The sequence below is a fragment of the Limosilactobacillus portuensis genome, from assembly GCF_028607025.1.
Classification (GTDB): Bacteria; Bacillota; Bacilli; order Lactobacillales; family Lactobacillaceae; genus Limosilactobacillus; species Limosilactobacillus portuensis.
In genome coordinates this window covers 1,059,810-1,079,486 of the sequence record NZ_CP117296.1, presented here as the reverse complement: position 1 = coordinate 1,079,486, position 19,677 = coordinate 1,059,810, and the positions used below count along the sequence as shown (strand labels likewise).

The following is a 19,677-nucleotide window of genomic DNA, read 5'->3' as shown; positions in this document are numbered from 1 at the left end:
TATATTTAATAGGAGGCTACAATCCATGTTTGAAGATACTAGTGGTATGGATTCAGTCCACTGTTCATTTTGTGGTAAGTCGCAAGATGAAGTAAAAAAGATTGTTGCGGGCCCGGGGGTTTACATCTGTAATGAATGTGTTGCCCTGTGCCAAGAAATTATTGACCAGGAGCTTGAAGAGGACCGTAAGAACAGTACATTTAAGGTTCCAACACCTGAAGAAATCATGAGCAAGCTTGATGACTACGTAATTGGGCAGTCTGATGCTAAAAAGACCCTTTCTGTTGCGGTTTATAACCATTATAAACGGGTTAATGCAATGACAACTGGTGATAATAATGATACCGAATTGCAAAAGAGTAACATTGCAGTAATTGGGCCAACTGGTTCGGGGAAAACATACTTAGCTCAATCACTAGCACGGATCCTAAACGTTCCGTTTGCAATTGCTGATGCGACTACATTGACTGAAGCAGGATATGTTGGTGAAGATGTTGAAAACATTATTTTAAAGCTTCTTCAGGCTGCAAACTTCGATGTTGAAGCGGCTGAAAAAGGAATTATCTATATCGATGAAATTGATAAGATCGCGAAGAAGAGTGAAAATGTTTCAATTACCCGTGATGTTTCTGGTGAAGGTGTTCAACAGGCTCTCTTGAAGATCCTTGAAGGAACCATCGCTAATGTCCCTCCTCAAGGTGGTCGGAAACACCCTCAACAAGAATTTATTCAGGTTGATACTAAGAATATCCTGTTTATTGTCGGTGGTGCATTTGATGGAATCGAGACAATTGTTAAGGAACGTCTTGGCGATAAGACAATCGGTTTTGGGACTAACTCCGACGAAGCCGCTAATGTTACCGAAAAGAATATTTTGCAACACGTTATTCCTGAAGACCTCCTGAAATTTGGGTTAATTCCAGAATTTATTGGTCGGCTCCCAGTAATGACGGCATTACAAAAGCTCGATAAAGATGATCTTGTCCGGATTTTAACTGAACCGAAGAATGCGCTTGTTAAGCAGTATCAAGAATTAATTCGTCTTGATGGCAGTCAGTTGACCTTTACGGATGGAGCATTACGTGCAATGGCTCAATTAGCAATTAAGCGAAACACCGGGGCCCGGGGTCTTCGTTCGATTATCGAAGGCGTTATGCGTGATGTGATGTTTGATTTGCCAAGCCGAAAGGACGTTGAGAAGGTAATTATCGATAAGCGTTGTGTAACTCAACACACGGAGCCACGATACGTTATGAAGGGCGAAAAGGAAGCTTCATAATTTAAGAAAGGTGAGTGCAAGGCAGTGCAAGTCAATAATGTTGATTTAACGATCAGTGCGGTAGAACCCAAACAATACCCTGCAACTAACTATCCGGAGATTGCACTTGTTGGTCGATCGAACGTCGGTAAATCGTCATTAACCAATGTCCTAATTAACCGACGGAACTTTGCTCATACATCTAGCCAGCCGGGAAAAACACAAACATTAAACTTCTATAATGTTGAAGATGAACTATACTTTGTTGATGTTCCTGGTTATGGCTACGCAAAAGTTTCCAAAAAGGAACGGGAACGATTTGGTAAGATGATTGAGGAATACTTAACAACACGTCAACAATTACGTGGTGTTATTCAATTGGTTGATGGTCGACATAAACCGACAGCTGATGATGTTTCAATGTATCAGTGGCTTGCTTATTATGATATTCCGACCCTAATTGTTGGGACGAAGATTGATAAGGTTAAGCCAAATGCTCGAAATCGGGTAAAAAATGATATTAGCAAAACGCTGGACTTAACACCTAAGACACCATTGATATTATTCTCTGCCGTTAAAAAGCAGGGGAAGGATCAAGTGTGGAATTGGATTGAACAGCGAATTGGGGAGGAACAAAAGTAATGGATTTCGATCAATACCAAAATGCGGCAAAACGGACGCTCTATGGTAATGAACAAGTATTAACTAATTGTGCGTTGGGGTTAGCTGGCGAATCTGGTCAAGTAGTTGACCTGGTAAAGAACTATACCTTCCGTGGTCGCAAATTAGATCGTCAACAACTTATTCATGAAATGGGTGATGTTCTTTGGTACCTTTCACAAATTGCCGAATGGGCTGATATTCCGTTTGATGAAGTTGCTAAGACTAATATTAATGAATTAAATAAACGCTATCCACAAGGGTTTAAAAAACAGGATTAACTAATAGTAAAGCGGCAAGAGTGGTTTCAACTAACACCATTCTTGTCGCTTTACTTATTACTTGTTATTATCTTCCTTTTTGGCTGTTTCTTTATCTTTTTCAGTATCTTTGGGTTGTTTCTTCGTCTTTTTGGGATCAACCGCAAATTGATCAAACAGCTTATCTAATTGCGTACTGCGTCGGGTAACAAGTCCCATTTTCAACACTCTCCTCTAGTTTTTTCATACTCTAGCATAAAAAGGGCTGAAAGTACAATTATCTGGACAGATCCTTTGCGTTGTTCCTTTGATTTAACGTATAATTAATACTTAGCAATTTAAGTGGAGGAATTTTTATGGCAAGTGAACACCTTGAACATAAACTGGCATTATTACCGGATAAGCCTGGTTGCTATTTGATGAAGAATATTAACGATCAGATTATCTATGTCGGCAAAGCCAAAAACTTAAAGAATCGGGTTCGCTCTTACTTTAAGAGTTCGCATACGGGAAAAGTGGCGAAAATGGTATCCGAGATTGCTGATTTTGAAACGATCGTGACCTCAACAAATAAGGAATCATTTTTACTGGAAATTACGTTAATTCAAAAGCACCAACCCTACTTTAATATTAGGTTAAAACGGGGAACTGGTTATCCGTACATCAAGATTACCAATGAACGGGATCCGCGGACAATGATTACGGGGCAGGTAAAGAAGGATGGTGCTTATTACTTTGGCCCTTATCCAAACGTTTATGCTGCTGAAGAAACCCTTCATTTCATTCAGAAAGTATATCCTTTGCGGCGCTGTAATGGCTACCAAAATCGACCGTGTTTGTATTACCATATGGGACAATGCCTTGGTGCCTGCTTTAAAACTGTCCCTCGTGAAGAATACGATGAGCAAATTAAGCGGATTAAGTCTTTCTTAAACGGGAATACAGCGACTGTGAAGCGTCGGTTAACCAAGCAAATGGATGAAGCAGCAGCAAATTTGGAGTTTGAACGTGCGGCTGAGATTCGTGACCAGTTACACTATATTAAAGTAACGGTTGAAAAGCAGAAGATTATTTCTAACGATAAGACACCGCGAGATCTCTTTAATTTCTATATGGATAAGGGTTGGTTGTCTATCCAAGTGTTCTTTATTCGTCAGGCGCGTTTAATGAAGCGGGAAAAACGGTTATTTCCGGTTGTTGATACTGATGTCGAAGAAATGACTAGTTTTATTCTGCAATTTTATAATCGCCGAAATAATGTTTTACCAAAAGAAATTCTTCTGCCCAACGGCCTCCCAAATAAAGAAATTAGTGAAATTTTAGGAGTACCGGTAAGAACGCCCGTACGGGGTGAAAAACGTGATTTAATGGCGATGGCACGTGAAAATGCCCAATTATCTCTTGATGAAAAGTTCCGGCTTCTTGAGCTTGATACCAAGAAGACAACTGGCGCAATGAAAGAAATTACTGATGCGTTAGGACTACCGGAAGGACATAAGATTGAAGCCTTTGATCACTCACATATCCAAGGGGCTGACCCGGTTAGTGCAATGGTTGTTTTTGTTGACGGCGAACCAGCGAAGAAACTTTATCGAAAATATAAACTGAAGAGTGTAATTAATCATGCTGATGAAGCTGCTAGTACGCGAGAGGTAATTCGTCGCCGTTATTCACGACTACTGAAGGAAAATAAGCCAATGCCTGACATGATCTTCATGGATGGTGGTGAAATTCAAATGAACGCGGTTAAAGATGTGCTTGAAAACGAACTCGGCTTGGATATTCCAGTAGTTGGAATGGTTAAAAATGATAAGCACAAGACAGCGGATCTTCTTTTTGGTGACCATGATGAACATATTAATTTGAATCCGCGGAGTCAGGGATTTTACCTTGTTCAACGGATTCAAGATGAGGTTCACCGCTTCGCAATTACTTTCCACCGGCGAGTTCATGCTCGTCATTCGATGGCCTCACGATTGGATGCGATTAAGGGGGTCGGACCACGGACCCGAACAAAGCTGCTGCAAAAATATGGTTCAATTACCAAAATCGCTGCAGCTCCAGTCGAGGATATTCATTCGTTAGGAATTAACATGAAGACTGCCCAGCTAATTAAAGTTTCTCTTCAAGGAAACGCCGAAATAGCTAAGGGTAGTAGTCATGATTGATTTTGACGCTGGTAATTTTTTCCAATATACTTGTAATTAGAACAGAAGAACGGAGAAATCAACTTATGAATACTTTTGTTGATCAAATTAAAATTGAAGCTCATGCCGGAAAAGGCGGAAATGGAATGGTTTCCTTTCGGCGTGAAAAATATGTCCCTAATGGTGGACCATCCGGTGGTGATGGTGGCCACGGCGGTAATATCGTCCTGAAAGTTGACGAGGGACTAAGAACATTAATGGACTTTCGTTATTACCGAATTTTTAAAGCAAAAAACGGTGGCAACGGGATGAGTAAGCAGATGACCGGTCCGAGTGCAGAAGACACTGTTATTAGCGTGCCTCAAGGGACAACGGTTCGGGACTTGGATACTGGTAAAATCATTGGCGACCTTGTTGAGAATGGTCAAACCTTGGTAGTTGCCAAGGGTGGCCGTGGAGGTCGTGGTAATATTCACTTTGCCAGTGCGAAGAACCCAGCTCCTGAAATTGCCGAAAATGGCGAACCAGGACAGGATCGCTATCTCGAACTTGAATTGAAAATGCTTGCTGATGTCGGCTTAGTTGGCTTTCCATCAGTTGGTAAGTCGACCCTATTATCGGTTGTTACTGGCGCTAAGCCGAAAATTGCGGCCTATGAATTTACGACATTAGTTCCTAACTTAGGGATGGTCCTATTGCCTGATGGTCGTGACTTTGCAATGGCTGACATGCCAGGATTGATTGAAGGAGCTTCTAAGGGTGTTGGCCTTGGCTTGAAGTTTCTTCGTCATATTGAACGGACGCGGGTCCTTCTTCACCTGGTCGATATGAGCAGTGATGATCCAAAGCAAGCGATTGAGCGATTTAAGAAGATTAATCATGAATTAGCTAACTACGATCCAGAGCTTTTGAAGCGCCCACAAATTGTCGTCGCAACGAAGATGGATTTGCCAAATGCTGAAAAGAATCTAGCCGCCTTTAAGAAAGACTTGGTAGCTGACAAGACACTAGCAAAGCAGCCTGAAATTTTTCCAATTTCAGCAGTTACTCATCAGGGAGTTCAACAACTAATGCAATTAACTGCTGACCTGCTCGATAAGACGCCAGCATTCGATAGTGAAAGTCATGACGAACAACTTGAGGCAACTTACAAGGCTGAAGCACCAGAAAAAGATCAGGCAGCCTTTACCATTAGTCGTGATGAAGATGGTACTTGGGTTCTTGGCGGTGAAAAGCTTCTCCGCTTATTCAAGATGACCGATCTAACCCATGAAGAAAGTCAGTTACGATTTGCTCGTCAGCTTCGTCATATGGGAGTTGATGAAGCATTACGGGCTAAGGGAATTCAAGACGGTGATACTGTCCGGATCGATAAATTTGTCTTTGAATTTGTACAATAATAAATAAAAATCAGAAGGAATTGAGGAAAAAGCATGCAGCTTGAATTTTTAGGAACTGGAGCCGGCTCACCAAGTAAGCAGCGAAACGTTACTAGTGTTGCCTTGAAATTATTAGAAGAGTTAAATGAAATTTGGTTATTTGATGCGGGAGAAGCAACCCAACACCAAATTCTTCACACGACGATTCGCCCAAGAAAGGTAACAAAGATCTTTATTACCCACCTTCACGGCGACCATATTTTTGGCTTACCAGGATTCTTAAGTTCACGGTCATTTCAGGGTGGAAATGAGCCGTTAACAATTTATGGACCGGTGGGAATTAAAAAGTTTGTGATAACGGCCCTTCAGGTGAGTGAATCACGACTAAGTTATCCTCTGAAATTCGTTGAAATTGATCATAGTCAAGAATTATTTAACGATCGCGGCTTTAAAGTAACAACGATGTCACTTGACCATAAGATTGCTTGCTACGGCTACCGGATTGAAGAGGCTGATCATCCTGGTGAGCTGCAAGTAGATAAGTTACGTCAAGATAATATTCCTTCTGGGCCAATCTACGGTCAATTAAAAGCAGGAAAGACAGTTAAGCTTGACGATGGGAGAGTAATTGATGGGAGAAACTATATTGGAAAACCGCAACCAGGGCGAATTATCGCAATTCTTGGCGACACACGGCAAACGCCTAACGCGGTAGTCCTTGCTCATCAAGCGGACGTTCTCGTGCATGAAAGTACGTTTGCTAAAAATGAGGCCAAAATGGCGCACAATTACTATCACTCAACGAGTCTCCAAGCGGCGGAGGTTGCCAAGCAGGCAGGCGCAAAGAAGTTATTGTTGACCCATATTTCAGCACGGTATACAGGGAAAGCGGCATACCAGTTAGCATACCAGGTCCGTGATGTTGTACCAGACACGAGGGTAGTAAATGACTTTGATGTGATTGATGTCCCATTTAAAAAATAAGTAGACTAGCAAGGAGGTCCTTAAGATGAAGAAAAGGTTTAAGCAACTACGATTCTTAAAAAACAAGGTAGTTTTGATAACTGGTGGCGATAGTGGAATCGGCAAGGCATTGGCTCTTGAAGCAGCGCGGCGGGGAGCAATTGTGATTGTGGTAGCACGGGATCAAAAGCGCTTGGAAAAAGTTGCTAACCAGTGCTTGATTTTATCTGGTCGACCTGCCTTTTCTTACCAGCTAGATGTTACTGATCCTGACCAAATTGATGCTGTTTTATCTCAAATTCAGCATGAGGTTGGGGGAATTGATGCTCTTGTTAATTCGGCTGGTCTGGGAGATTTCTCACCAGCAACTGGTGAATCGTTCGCAACGCTTAAACGAATGACTGATGTTAACCTCCTTGCTCTAATGTACATTAGTCGTTGTGTCGCCCGCCAAATGATGGATCAGGGTTATGGGGCAATTATCAATCTTGGTTCAATGGCCGGAAAAATTCCAACACCGAATAGTGCGGCATACTCCGCCACTAAAGCAGGAGTCAATCAGTTTGATAACGTCTTACGAATGGAAGTTGCTGACTATGGTGTGCAGGTTTTAACGGTTAATCCTGGACCAATTAATACCCCATTTTTTGAAAAGGCGGATACTCAGGGAAAATATCGGGCCCACTTGCCAAAGTGGATGTTTATTTCTCCAGATAAGCTTGCTGAACAAATCTGGGATAACGTTGGCTACAAGACACGGGAAATCAATCTTCCAGGGTATGTAACCTGCCTAAGCTGGATATATGGAATTATTCCTGGTCTCGGTGATTGGGCAATCAAAAAGTTCTTTGATTTTCAGCAAAACAAGAAAGAACTATAATTAACTCTCCAGGCAATGGGGTGGGACGATCAAAATTGTCAGTCTCACTCCTCTCTTGATTTTAAAAACGAATGGTGATTTGAATGGTAGAAGCACAGTATGATTGGCAACGGATAGCAGCACCAGATAAGCAAATAGTGGGGCGATTGAGTCAAGAATTAGGGATTAGTCCTGTGATTGCACGATTGTTAGCAGAACGAGGAATTACTACTCCAGAAGAGGCTCATCGTTTTATTCAACCGTCGATGCAAGCAGTTCATGATCCGCACCAACTTCATGATATGGATAAGGCTGTTGAACGGATTCAAAAAGCGGTAGCAGCAGGAGAACAAATAACCGTTTATGGTGATTATGATGCTGATGGGATTACCAGTACTGCCCTGATGTATGAAGTCCTCCAGGATGTTGGCGCTAACGTTAATTATTATGTTCCCAACCGTTTTCGTGACGGTTATGGACCAAATGCAGAAGCATATCAAAAAATAATTGATCAGGGAACAACATTGATCATTACCGTTGATAACGGGGTAAGTGGTAAGGCAGTCATCGATCCGGTTATCAAGCAGGGGATCGACGTTATTGTAACGGACCACCACGAGATGCCCGAAGACTTGCCTAATGCTTACGCGATTGTGCACCCGCGTTACCCGGGAAGTAATTACCCGTTTACTGATCTATCTGGGGTTGGCGTAGCGTTTAAAGTAGCGTGGGCGTTGCTGGATGAATTTCCAGAAGAGCTGCTTGATCTGGTTGCAATTGGTGAAATTGCTGATGTCGTTAGTGTTGGTGATGAGAATCGGCCGCTAATTATGATGGGAATTCAAGAACTTCGTCAGGGGATGCGTCCGGGACTACATGCGCTAGTTAAAGAAGCAGGGATTAGTGAACAGTCCTTGACTGATCAGGATATCGGTTTTGTAATTGCCCCACGGTTAAACGCGTTAGGGCGGATTGCTGATGCTAATGAGGGCGTTGAACTGTTAACGACCCTTGATGAGGATCGCGCAACTAAATTGGCAAAGGCAGTTGACCAAGCTAATAGCAAGCGCCAGGAGCTGGTGAATGAGATCATGGGAGAGGCTCAGCAGCAGGTTGAGCGGTTACCTCAGGATCAACCGGTATTGTTGGTGATTGGTCATGACTGGCATCAGGGAGTTTTAGGCATTGTTGCAAGTCGCTTAATGGATCAAACGGGGAAACCAACCATTGTAGCTAGTACAAATGATGACCAAAAGATTGCTAAGGGTTCTGGCCGAAGCGTAGATGGCTTTAACCTGTTTGCCGCCCTGGATGGTCATCGGGATCTAATGACTTCATTCGGTGGTCACCCAGCTGCTTGTGGTTTAGGTTTTGCGACTGAAAATGGCGAAAAATTACGAGATGTTTTAATTAGTGAGGCAGAAAACCAGCATTTTGATGGAAAGAAAAAGCAACCATTGGAAATTGCTGCTTCGATTAGTCCTGCTGAAATAAATATGCAATTATATGACCAGTTAGTGAGTCTTTCGCCGTTTGGTCCGGGAAATGAACAGCCAGTCTTTGAATTACAGCCGGATCAAATTAATAGCATTGTCACTATGGGGAAGGATAACTCACACCTGAAATTTATGGTGGGCGGTCCACAGTCTCAGGTTACGGTAATTGCGTTTGGTAAGGGGAAACTTGCTGCAGTTTTAAAAGCAGCGATGGCAAGTCAAATTAAGCTGGCAGTTAAACTCTCAATTAATGAGTGGCGGGGAAAACGAACGGTTCAGTTGATGTTAGAGGATATTAGCATCGATAGTCCAGTAATTATTGATCAGCGAACCAACAAACTAAATCCGCAACTCTTTAATGAGACGGGATATTACATTGCGTTTGACAAAAAGCTGCGCGATAATATTCAGCCACATTTACCAGAGGGGAGTGCATTATCACCTGCTGAAGCAGCCCAGACTGACTTTTCTGCTCAACGAGTAACAATTGTTGATTGCCCATCGAACCTTGAAGAATTTGAAAAGTTATTTAGTAATGATCAGCAGGCACCTTCACTGATTCGGCTACTGCTTTTTCAGCCTCACAGCGTTTATTTAAGCGGGATGCCCGTTCGGGATGAATTTGCCCGCTTATATCGTCTAGTAGTGAGAACGACTCAAATTGACTTGAATCGGCAATTAAACCAGTTAAGTTCCCAGCTAAAAATTAATGCTGACCGATTAATTTTTATGTTAAGAGTGTTTTCTGCGGCCGGATTTGTTACAATAAAAGATGGTATTTTAAAACCTGTCAGTGACGTAAATAAAACTGACATAAAAGAAACAAGCCCATACCAGCGACGCGTTGCTCAATATCAGGCAGAACAAGTGCTGTTATTTAGTGATAGTAAGGCTCTGGCAAAGTGGGTATTGAACTGTCTAAACATACATTAAAGGAGACAATTTTTTCTTATGACTTTAGACCTCTACAAGTACGTTGCGAGTGTCCCAGATTTTCCTGAAAAGGGCGTAATTTTTCGGGACATTTTACCATTAATGGCGAATGGTGCAGCGTTTAAGCAAGCAACTGACGAGCTTTGTGAATACGCTAAGGACAAAAAGGTTGATATGGTTGTGGGACCAGAAGCACGGGGATTCATCGTTGGTTGTCCAATTGCTCGTGAATTGCAAGTTGGGTTTGCACCAGCACGAAAAAAGGGCAAGCTTCCCCGGAAGGCTGTTAGTGCCACCTATGATCTAGAATACGACGAAGCAACCTTGCAAATGGAAGCCGATTCTATTAAGCCAGGTCAACGGGTATTAGTTGTTGATGATCTTTTAGCTACTGGTGGTACCATTTCCGCAACTATTAAAATGGTTGAAGAACTTGGTGGAATTGTCGTTGGTTGTGCCTTCTTAATCGAATTGAAAGATTTACATGGTCGGGAAAAGATTAAAGACTATGACATGAAAGCATTAATGGAGTTTTAGTATCAAAAATAGGGGTATTTATTAATGATTTTCTTGATTGTTTTTGGTGGCTTAATGTTAATCTTAGGTGGTTTTTACCTTGCTAATTCATGGCAACAATACCGTGAATGGAAGGGTGGAACGATCATCGTTGTTCTTAGCTTAGCTGCTGTAATATATGGTGTAATTAATCTTCCAGCATTTAACCGGAGTAAGCAACATTCTTCATCTGAAGCTCAATCTTCTCAGGTTACAAGTAATAGTGGGAGTATGTCATCATTTTCTAATAAGGCTAATATCGGTTCCGAAACTGGTTCAGCTTCTCAAGAAAATAAGGAAATGGCAATCTTACGTCAGCTCCAAAAGGGATATTCCAAGTTTGGTGATGTTTCTTTTGATAGCAAAACTAAGACCTACAAGGTAACGCCAACGGATGATGATACTGTTAATGCACTTAAGCAGTTAGCTCAAGATCCTAGCCAAGCTGAACAAATGGGTTGGAGCAAGTTAACAAGTTCTTTCAAGAAAAACTCTAAGGATATTGATAAGGCAATCGGGGATGATTACTCACTTAGTATCATGAATCCCGCTGATGATAGTCAGGCCATGTACACAGCAAAGAATGGCAAGACAACTTATGATATTGCAAATCAATAATTACCTTTACTGTGGAACACAATTTTGATACAATTTGGTTGTTCGGTTTTATTCTGAATAACCAATCATGGAGAGTTGGCAGAGTGGTAATGCACCGGACTCGAAATCCGGCGAACCCGTGTAGAGCGGGCGCGCAGGTTCAAATCCTGTACTCTCCTTTATATAGCAAAGAGGATCCTTGATATACAAGGGTTCTCTTTTTGTTTGTACATCAAATCATCACTTCTTAATTTTTGTGTGAAATAGAAGATGATATATTATCTAAGATAACGATTAAACTCGTTATTTTGGGATTTCTTGTAAAAAAGAAAATTGCTCATGCTTTACAAACCCATTAATTAAGAGTACAGTGTTTAATATTAAAAATTAATGAGAAAGGAGTGGGACAATGGATGACCAAGCAAAAATTGCCTTGTTACAAAAGGTAATTCAGTTTAATACCGTTAATGGCAATGAACAACCTTTGGCCGGATATTTGAAAGAGGTGCTTGCCCAACATCATATTGATAGTCAATTGGTTAAGTTTGCGGATAAGCGGACATGCTTAGTAGCTGAGATCGGTGATCAACCCGGGAAAGTGCTGGCTTTTGCTGGGCACATGGATACGGTAGCGACTGGTGATCCAGCAAAATGGCAATACCCGCCTTTCTCAGGGAAAATCGTCAATGGTAATATTTACGGTCGTGGTTCGGTGGACATGAAGGGTGGTCTAACAGCCATGGTCATTAGCTTAATTCAGATGAAAGAAGCAGGACTGCCAAAGCATGGTAAGGTTCGCTTATTACTTTCGGTTGATGAAGAAGTTGGTGGTCAGGGATCGATGTTGTTAACGCAAAAGGGATACGCCGATGATTTGGATGCCATGGTAATGGGTGAAGCCAGTTCAAACCAGCTTGAATATGCTCACTGTGGTTCATTTGATTATAAAATTGAATCTTTTGGCAAGACGGCGCACAGTTCACGTCCTGATTTAGGTATTAACGCGGTAGCAAATTTGGCCCGCTTTATTGATGGTGAACGAACTGCCTTTGCTGATGCTCAACCGAGTCCCGTTCTTGGTAAGGTGATTCACTCGGTAACCGTCTTTCATGGTGGTGAGCAATTAAATTCGATTCCGGATTATGCTTACTTGAAGGGAAATGTGCGGACCGTTCCTGAGTGTGATAATAAAGAGACGCAAGCACGATTGCAAAAAATTATCGATCAGCTGAATAAGCAGGGTGCCCAGCTACGTCTTAAAGTAGTTGCTAGCTTTGCACCAGTCGTAACTGATCCGCATGATCCGTTCATCAATCTTGTTAGTGATGCGGTTGCGGCTACCAAGGGAAGTAAGCCAAAGGTGATTGTTTCACACGGGGCAACCGATGCTTCTCGGTATTCATTAGCTGAAAGGCCGTTTTCGTTCGTTGAGTATGGACCAGGGGATGATCGCCAATCTCACCAGATTAACGAACACCTTTTAGTTGATGATTTTTTACAAGCACCGACGATTTATCAACAGATTGCTGAAAAATTTCTAATTTAATTTTAATAAATTTGTTGACTTTATAAGAAATTAGACTATAGTAATAACCAATATTCAAAAACGATCAACAGAATTAGTACTAGGGAATTTTGTTTAGAGAGTTAGCGATTGATGGGATGCTAACCAAATGACTCTAGGAAACACATCTGCTAGTTGAATTTCTGAAAAAAGTAGGAATGACCGGGGAGCCCGTTATCGCCAAGAGTTTATTGATTGAACTTATTAAGGTTGTTTTTGTGAGAAAGCAGCAAGGACGAGGTGGGACCGCGGCAACGCCCTCGTTACCATTAATGTGGTAGCGAAGGCGTTTTTTGTTTAATCAACGAACTTAGTGAGTCGGTTATCGTGAGGTGATCGAAAAGTGGGGTGGAACCGCGCATTCGCGTCCTCTAAAGCAATGATGCTTTGGAGGGCTTTTTTATTTAGGAGGGAAATAGTCATGAGAACACAACGACTTATTCGCATACTAATCGCATTAACCTTAATGATTGCTCTATTACCAATTGCTGGCTGCAAAAAGTCTGCTAATCCTAATTACCGTGCTAATCACGTTGATCAATGGTCACGGATTAAGAAATCAGGTCAGCTCAATATCGGGGTTGATGATAGCTTTGTACCAATGGACTTTCGCCAGAAAAACGGGAAATTAGTTGGCTATGACGTTGATCTTTCGCGAGCAGTCTGCAAAGTGCTCGGGTTAAAGGCTAACTTTCAATCGATCGACTGGTCAATGAAAGAAACCGAATTAAAGAATGGAACGATTGACGTAATTTGGAATGGCTATACCGCAACTCCAGAACGGCAGAAAAAGGAAGCCTTTAGCCGGGTTTATGAACGTTCTGGACAGTCACTGGTCGTTAAAAAGAACTCGGGAATTAATAGCTTCAAGGATATGCAGGGGGAAAAGCTTGGTCTTCAAGAAGGCTCGACAGCTTTTACTGACTTCAATAAGTACCCACGGTTGCTAAAAAGGTATATTAGCGGGTCGCCAATCATTTATCAGGATAACAACTCTGCCTTTATGGATTTAAAAGCAGGACGGACACAAGGAGTTCTTGCCGGAACGATTGATGCTGGTTATTATGCGAAAAATTTAGCTAAGACTAACCAATATAAGCTTATTGGTAGTAATGTCTTTCCGCAAGATCGGGTTGCCGTCGGGATGCGCAAGGGGGACCGAACATTAGTAAAGAAGATCAATTATGCTCTTGGCGTCCTGCAAAAAGACGGGACCCTTCGACGAATTAATGAAAAATGGTTAGGAATTGATTCTAATTATTTGGGATCGACGAAGGAGTTTCGGAATTAGTAGTAATTAAATTTTAAATCGTGCTTATACAAATAGAAAGTGGCTTGATTACAGAAAAATTCTGTAATCAAGCCGCTATTGTAATATTTAAAATTCTATGGAGACGCATCCGTAAAACTTAATTAAATAAATTGAACCCCACCGTCGATTTGGACTGCTTGACCGGTCATGTAGTCGGATTTGGTTGAAGCAAGGTAAGATACAAAGTTAGCAACATCTGATGGGTGCTCGACACGACCAAGGGCGATTCCGTCGATGGCTGCCTTTAGGTATTGACCTTTTTCACCGCCGTTTTCTTCCACCATCTTTTCGTCGATGAAGTCCCACATATCAGTACCAACGATACCAGGGCAATATGCATTAACGGTGATGTTAAACTTAGCTAATTCTTTAGCAGCAACTTGAGTTAAACCACGGATAGCAAACTTAGTTGAAGAGTAGGCACCGAGTTGTTCATAACCAATATGTCCAGCAATACTTGAGGCGTTGATAATCTTACGAATTTTATCGCCATCATCTTGCTTCTTAAATTGTTCGGCAGCTGCTTGAATGCCAAAGAGAACACTGTCAACATTTGTTGCATAGATCTTATGGAAGTCTTCTGCAGATTCGTCAAGTAAGTTGCAAATTTGAGCAATCCCTGCATTATTAATGTAAGTATCAAGACGACCAAAGTTATCAACGGCTGTCTTAACAAGCATTTCGTGAGTACTCTTCTTGGAAACATCACCTGGCGCAGAAACAACTTTAAATCCCTTATCAGCTAATTCCTTAGTAGTTTTATCGGTTTCGTCTTTATGGTAGCCATTAATAACCATTGCATAGCCATCTTTACCGAGTTGTTCGGCAATTCCTTTACCAATACCACGACTACTACCAGTAATAACAGCGACTTTTTGTTCTTCAACCATACTAAGATCTCCTTTTATGATTCACAGAGTATCAATCAACAAGTTTATTATTGCACAAAATAGTTAAAATGGATAGAAAGCGTTTTAAATTTGATGTTCTATTTGAGTTAATTGGAAGCTTTTCACGCTTCACTTTAAGATGATAATGCCAAATGAAGACGTCCATCGCTTAAACTATCTCTACATGAATCAACTTTAAAACAAAAACCCAAGCGTCACTTTTTATGACTAAATACAAACCTGACTTTAAAGCTAAAATTGTCCACGAATATCTGACTACTCCACAAAGTTCTCGAGCCTTGGGGCGCAAATACAGTATCAGTAGCCGACTGATCAGGAAATGGATTCAAAGATATCGCTTAAGTGGGATAGACGCCTTGAAACGGCGTCGTCATCCACGAACCCTTACCGCAGATTTTAAGTTGAGTGTGATAGACTACTACCAAACTCATGAGGAATCGATGGTTAAAGTAGCGGCTCGATTTGACGTGCAAGCGTGCCAAATTTCACTTTGGCGGTCACAGTTCAAGCGAGATGGTATTGAAGCCTTGAAACCTCACCCGAAAGGTAGGCCGTCAAAGGTGAAACATACTAAGAAACGACTTCGTCGTCTTACTAATAAGACTGAAGTGGAACGTTTAAAAGAAGAACTTGCCAAGAAAAGCCAAGAACTCTATGACACAAAATTGGAACGTGACATCTTAAAAAAATCGTTGGCCCTGTTCGGACCCTCCAAGGCAAAGAGAAAACGCAAATAGTTGATCAGATCAGGGCAGATCAAGCATCGCTACCGAAGAAATATCGCTATAAGATTGGTGACATTCTCCATAAAATCAACCTTCCTAAGGCTACTTACCATGATGAGCGCAAGCGCATCGCTAACCATCATGATAAATATGCGAGTGTTAAGCAAGTGATTCTTAGCGTGGCTAAAGAAGGGCAAGTCCGCGGACGATGGACCTACGGTTATCGTCGCGTGAACCAAAAACTGCGGGCAATGGGCATTCATTTGGCGGACATGACGGTGAACAAGTTGATGGCGAAATTAGATGTTCAAGTGGCACTGTATAATCGCCACCGTAGTGGTAAATACTCATCTTATGAAGGTAATGTGGGCACAGTTGCGGATAATCTACTAAAACAACAATTTCAGGCCACCATTCCTTATCAAGTCCTCCACACAGATGTTTCTCAAGTTCGCTTAGCTAATCACAGTTGGGCTTATATTTCCTCAATTATCGATGAAGCCAGTAAGGAAGTTTTAGCCTTCCAATTGAGTCAACATCCTGATCGACAGTTGATTACCGCTACTCTCAACGAGCTATGTACAAAGCTGCCTGATAATGCTCAACCAATTATTCATTCTGATCAGGGGTGGCACTATCAACTGGGGTACTATACCCAAAAGTTAGCTGATAATCACTTTATTCAAAGTATGTCCCGTAAGGGAAATTGTCATGATAACGCACCAATGGAGAGTTTCTTTCACCTGTTTAAGACAGAGTTATTAGATGGTTTCCCACCATGTAAAGACTTAGCTGAATTAAAATCACTCTCAGCTCAATACATTCATTACTTTAATTACCAACGTATCTCCTTAAAAACAAAAGGTATGACTCCGGTTGAATACCGAAATCATACCTTGGTAGCTTAAATAATCAATTTTGTCTAACTTTTTTGTTGCACTTCACAACGCTTGGGTTCATTCTTAAATTAATTTTCATTACGTAAGCTAGGAACCTCTTGATCATTATCCTTATTTGGGCTCCACCAGCCTTGCTTATTAATATAGTTGCTTGGTAAACACATGAAAACCAATACAACGATTTCTAAAGCAGCCATCAGTCCTTCGCAAAATGCGTTATCAACGTTTCCTAAAACAACTGAAAGGAGCCAAACGGCAAACAGGAACCAACCGGAAAGGCCGACATCCCGAAGCCGACGAACAGTGATTGAAATTGCGGGGAAGATATTAGCAAACCCGAAAACTCCCATGATAACTACGATGATTAGTACCATCCCCAGTCCTTGGGTTGTCCCGTTTACCAAGGAGCCAATTGATGAAACCCCAGAAGCGGCTAGTAGAAGCCATAAAATAGCATAAATAATGACGTTCATTAACACTGCCCACCAGTAATCCGCTCTGGTTGAGGTTGTCTGATATTTAAATGCATTTTCCCAATAATATTTGTAAGCCTTTAACATAATTACATTCCTCCTAATCATTATATTTACTATAGCATATTAATGGAGGCCTTAATTATTAAAAACCTCCCTAATGCATATCAGTTTATATTATTCTGTATTCACACTAGAATATAAGTATGGGAAGGAAAGGTATTGGATTTTTATATAAAGGAGCTGATTTTAATGAAAATTGCTAAAAAGCCACTTTCTAAAAAGCAAAAAATTGCGGCTGTTAGTTTGATTAGCAGCGCAATTGCCTTACCCGTATGCATTTTTGCCAAAAAGCATTCAAAATAAAGAATAAAATATAGCAGTAACTTAAAAACTGTCACCTGAGTTAATAACTTGGGTGGCAGTTTATTTTGGTATTAATGGCTAAAAACTAAGAATGTATTTTTATTGAGCAGTGTAACCCCCGTCAGTAACAAATTCAGAGCCAGTACTGAATGAAGAACGATCAGAAGCGAGGAAGACACACATGTTAGCAATTTCATCTGCGTCACCGAGCCGGCCCATTGGGTGTAATGCTTCCAAATCAGCCCGTATTTCTGGGTAGGCATCAACCATTGGTGTATGAGCGTATCCAGGGTGAACAGAGTTGATCCGAATTGGATAGTTCTTGTCACAGCAGTAGAGGGCAGCGGACTTAGTGATTAGTCGAACGGCACCCTTAGCAGCGTTGTAAGAGAAGAGGTTTGGAATCCCAATTAATCCAGCGATTGAGCAAAGGTTAATGATCGATCCACCATTCTTCTTCATATGCTTGATGGCATATTTTTGACCAAGCATAACTCCATCAAGGTCAACGGAAAGAATCTTGTGGAAGTCTTCCATCTTAACGTCTTCAGCATTATCGAACAGCAGGATTCCAGCGTTATTCAGCAAAATATTCACTGGCCCGAAAACTTCTTCAGCTTTCTTAAATACTTCTGGCCATGAAGATTCATCAGAAACATCTTGCTTGATGAAAATGGCCTTATCACCAAATTGTTCAGCCTGTTTTTGTCCTTCAGCATCATCAACATCAGTCATGACAACCTTAGCTCCTTCATCAATGAAGGCCTTGGTACTTGCAAGACCGAACCCCTTAGCCGCACCAGTTACAATCGCGATTTTGCCTTCTAGTTCACCCATAAAGAAACACCCTTTCTATATAGAAACCAACATTAATTTATTTGTAATCGCTTACATGTTAATGTTATCACTAAGTAATAGATAAAACAAACTTAATTGATGATAAAAGGTGATTAACCTTGTGGCTTTATGGTTGGAACTCCTTTGCTGACTAAGTCTTTAATATTAAGCAACTCATTTAATTGAATTTTTATTTTGCTATATTTAATATAGTGTATTATTATTCATTAATAACAAATAATTTTAGTGTTATATGAATATCGGATGTATGATATGATTTTATTGTAAACGGTTACCTTAGCAAATGTTTTTTCAGGAGGGGTCATCATGGAAAAGCAGAAGCAAATTGATATTTTAGCGAAGTTGATCAGTATTAAGTCAGTAAACGATAACGAGGGCGAAGTCGCTGACTATATCGAATCACTTTTTGCCCCATATCAAGATCAGGGGGTTCAGATTGATCGGATTCAATACGCTCCAGGACGAGATAATTTGGTAGTGACAATTGGTTCTGGTGACCGGATTTTGGGCTTTTCTGGTCATGAGGATGTAGTTTCTGCTGGGGATGAAGCTGATTGGCAGACGGATCCATTTCAAGCAACGATAAAAGATGGTAATTTGTACGGCCGTGGCGCTTCTGATATGAAGAGTGGGTTAGCTGCTTTAATTATCAGTATGCTTGAGATGCTCGAAGATAATTCAGTTCCTGGGAAAATTAGGTTACTTTGTACGGTTGGCGAAGAGACGGGCGAGTATGGTGCGGCTCAACTCACCAAAGAAGGCTATGCGGATGGGTTAGCTGGTCTAATCATTGCTGAACCGGGGAATGATATGACTGAGATCGGCTACACGTCGAAGGGAGTCATTGATTATATTGTTACCTCGGTAGGAAAGCAGGCCCATAGTTCTCAACCGGAAAAGGGGATTAACGCGATTGATCACCTAATTGATTTTGCGACCCAAGTAAAGCCGTTAATGGCACAATTTGATCAGGTAAACCCAATTCTGGGTAAACTGACCCATGTTCAATCCGTTTTCCAGGGTAGTTCGCAGATTAATTCCGTTCCTGATAAGGCAATTATTAAAGGGAACATCCGAACGATTCCTGAATACCCGAATAAGGTCGTCTTTGCTGCCTTAAATGATCTGGTAGAAAAGTTGAACCAGAAGGATGGCTATGATTTAAGTATTCGTTATAGTTTTCCGGAAGAAGCAATGCCGGGAGACAAGAATGCTCCATTGATTAAGCTGATGGAAAAGGTTCATGGTGAAATATTTAAGGATCGCCCAGTAAAAGCAATCGGTCAATCTGGTGCAAGTGATGGTTCAGAATTTCTTCATGGAAAAGGTGACTTTGCAATTGCGGAAATTGGACCAGGGAACAATACGCAACACCAAACTGATGAATTCGTGAATATTGAAACTTTTTATAAGTCAGTCGAATTCTATAAACAAGTAGCTAAGGAATTCTTTACAAAGTAGG

At 41.2% G+C, this 19,677-nt stretch carries 19 protein-coding genes, 1 tRNA gene and 1 other annotated feature; of the genes, 16 read left to right on the top strand and 4 right to left on the bottom strand.

Features of this window, described 5'->3' with window-relative positions:
* Positions 1–25: 25 nt before the first annotated feature.
* Genes clpX through PRK60_RS05415 form a run of 3 tightly spaced genes read left to right on the top strand, consistent with a single transcriptional unit; the run spans position 26 to position 2,199 of the window.
* Positions 26–1,279 carry an ATP-dependent Clp protease ATP-binding subunit ClpX gene (gene clpX / locus PRK60_RS05425; protein WP_273645740.1) on the top strand — a complete coding sequence of 418 codons (1,254 nt, stop codon included), beginning with the start codon at positions 26–28 and terminating at the stop codon, positions 1,277–1,279.
* 24 nt (positions 1,280–1,303) lie between these two features.
* A complete protein-coding gene (gene yihA / locus PRK60_RS05420; RefSeq protein WP_102169073.1) occupies positions 1,304–1,900 on the top strand; it encodes a ribosome biogenesis GTP-binding protein YihA/YsxC in 597 nt (198 codons plus the stop codon).
* On the top strand, positions 1,900–2,199 hold the full coding sequence (locus tag PRK60_RS05415) for a nucleoside triphosphate pyrophosphohydrolase family protein (RefSeq protein ID WP_003716887.1): 300 nt from the start codon (positions 1,900–1,902) through the stop codon (positions 2,197–2,199). The genes yihA and PRK60_RS05415 overlap by 1 nt, the downstream gene beginning before the upstream one ends.
* A 57-nt stretch (positions 2,200–2,256) precedes the next feature.
* Here PRK60_RS05415 and PRK60_RS05410 read toward each other — a convergent pair whose 3' ends face one another.
* A complete protein-coding gene (locus PRK60_RS05410) occupies positions 2,257–2,397 on the bottom strand; it encodes an SPJ_0845 family protein (protein ID WP_178695411.1) in 141 nt (46 codons plus the stop codon).
* A gap of 137 nt (positions 2,398–2,534) precedes the next feature.
* On the opposite strand from PRK60_RS05410, the gene uvrC reads away from it, so the two are divergent.
* The 10 genes from uvrC (at position 2,535) to PRK60_RS05360 (ending at position 13,962) form a co-directional block, all read left to right on the top strand.
* On the top strand, positions 2,535–4,346 hold the full coding sequence (gene uvrC, locus PRK60_RS05405) for an excinuclease ABC subunit UvrC (protein ID WP_273645739.1): 1,812 nt from the start codon (positions 2,535–2,537) through the stop codon (positions 4,344–4,346).
* A 65-nt stretch (positions 4,347–4,411) separates the two neighbouring features.
* Positions 4,412–5,725 carry a GTPase ObgE gene (gene obgE / locus PRK60_RS05400; RefSeq protein WP_273645738.1) on the top strand — a complete coding sequence of 438 codons (1,314 nt, stop codon included), beginning with the start codon at positions 4,412–4,414 and terminating at the stop codon, positions 5,723–5,725.
* 33 nt (positions 5,726–5,758) lie between these two features.
* On the top strand, positions 5,759–6,688 hold the full coding sequence (gene rnz / locus PRK60_RS05395) for a ribonuclease Z (RefSeq protein WP_102169076.1): 930 nt from the start codon (positions 5,759–5,761) through the stop codon (positions 6,686–6,688).
* A gap of 25 nt (positions 6,689–6,713) precedes the next feature.
* Complete coding sequence (locus PRK60_RS05390; RefSeq protein ID WP_102169077.1) at positions 6,714–7,547, top strand: SDR family NAD(P)-dependent oxidoreductase; 834 nt, start codon at positions 6,714–6,716, stop codon at positions 7,545–7,547.
* A gap of 83 nt (positions 7,548–7,630) precedes the next feature.
* Positions 7,631–9,955 (top strand): single-stranded-DNA-specific exonuclease RecJ, encoded by a 2,325-nt coding sequence (gene recJ, locus PRK60_RS05385; protein ID WP_178695415.1) that lies wholly within the window; start codon positions 7,631–7,633, stop codon positions 9,953–9,955.
* Between the two features lie 18 nt (positions 9,956–9,973).
* Complete coding sequence (locus tag PRK60_RS05380) at positions 9,974–10,492, top strand: adenine phosphoribosyltransferase (protein ID WP_273645737.1); 519 nt, start codon at positions 9,974–9,976, stop codon at positions 10,490–10,492.
* 24 nt (positions 10,493–10,516) lie between these two features.
* On the top strand, positions 10,517–11,128 hold the full coding sequence (locus PRK60_RS05375) for a DUF308 domain-containing protein (RefSeq protein WP_273645736.1): 612 nt from the start codon (positions 10,517–10,519) through the stop codon (positions 11,126–11,128).
* A 69-nt stretch (positions 11,129–11,197) separates the two neighbouring features.
* Positions 11,198–11,286, top strand: a tRNA-Ser gene (locus tag PRK60_RS05370).
* 230 nt (positions 11,287–11,516) lie between these two features.
* Entirely contained in the window at positions 11,517–12,653 is a 1,137-nt protein-coding gene (locus tag PRK60_RS05365) for an ArgE/DapE family deacylase (protein ID WP_102169081.1), read from the top strand.
* Positions 12,654–12,707: 54 nt separating this feature from the next.
* Positions 12,708–13,046 (top strand) — a binding site (T-box leader).
* 91 nt (positions 13,047–13,137) lie between these two features.
* Positions 13,138–13,962 (top strand): amino acid ABC transporter substrate-binding protein, encoded by an 825-nt coding sequence (locus PRK60_RS05360; RefSeq protein WP_273646438.1) that lies wholly within the window; start codon positions 13,138–13,140, stop codon positions 13,960–13,962.
* 122 nt (positions 13,963–14,084) lie between these two features.
* On the opposite strand, the gene PRK60_RS05355 is transcribed toward PRK60_RS05360, so the two are convergent.
* Entirely contained in the window at positions 14,085–14,873 is a 789-nt protein-coding gene (locus PRK60_RS05355) for an acetoin reductase (RefSeq protein WP_273645735.1), read from the bottom strand.
* Between the two features lie 224 nt (positions 14,874–15,097).
* On the opposite strand from PRK60_RS05355, the gene PRK60_RS05350 reads away from it, so the two are divergent.
* Together PRK60_RS05350 and PRK60_RS05345 are read left to right on the top strand one after the other, a co-directional pair.
* On the top strand, positions 15,098–15,631 hold the full coding sequence (locus PRK60_RS05350) for a helix-turn-helix domain-containing protein (RefSeq protein ID WP_102169382.1): 534 nt from the start codon (positions 15,098–15,100) through the stop codon (positions 15,629–15,631).
* A complete protein-coding gene (locus PRK60_RS05345) occupies positions 15,583–16,527 on the top strand; it encodes an IS3 family transposase (RefSeq protein ID WP_144356498.1) in 945 nt (314 codons plus the stop codon). Before PRK60_RS05350 ends, PRK60_RS05345 begins: the two co-directional genes overlap by 49 nt.
* Before the next feature lie 59 nt (positions 16,528–16,586).
* Here the strand turns inward: PRK60_RS05345 and PRK60_RS05340 are convergent, their stop codons facing one another.
* Both PRK60_RS05340 and PRK60_RS05335 read right to left on the bottom strand, forming a co-directional pair.
* Positions 16,587–17,078 carry a DUF805 domain-containing protein gene (locus tag PRK60_RS05340; RefSeq protein ID WP_273645734.1) on the bottom strand — a complete coding sequence of 164 codons (492 nt, stop codon included), beginning with the start codon at positions 17,076–17,078 and terminating at the stop codon, positions 16,587–16,589.
* Positions 17,079–17,456: 378 nt separating this feature from the next.
* Positions 17,457–18,194, bottom strand: a complete 738-nt coding sequence (locus PRK60_RS05335) for a glucose 1-dehydrogenase (protein WP_148444536.1) — start codon at positions 18,192–18,194, stop codon at positions 17,457–17,459.
* 327 nt (positions 18,195–18,521) lie between these two features.
* Here PRK60_RS05335 and PRK60_RS05330 point away from each other — a divergent pair, with 327 nt between their 5' ends.
* Positions 18,522–19,676: an ArgE/DapE family deacylase gene (locus PRK60_RS05330; RefSeq protein ID WP_273645733.1), complete on the top strand. Its 1,155-nt coding sequence runs from the start codon at positions 18,522–18,524 to the stop codon at positions 19,674–19,676.
* Position 19,677 lies beyond the last annotated feature (1 nt).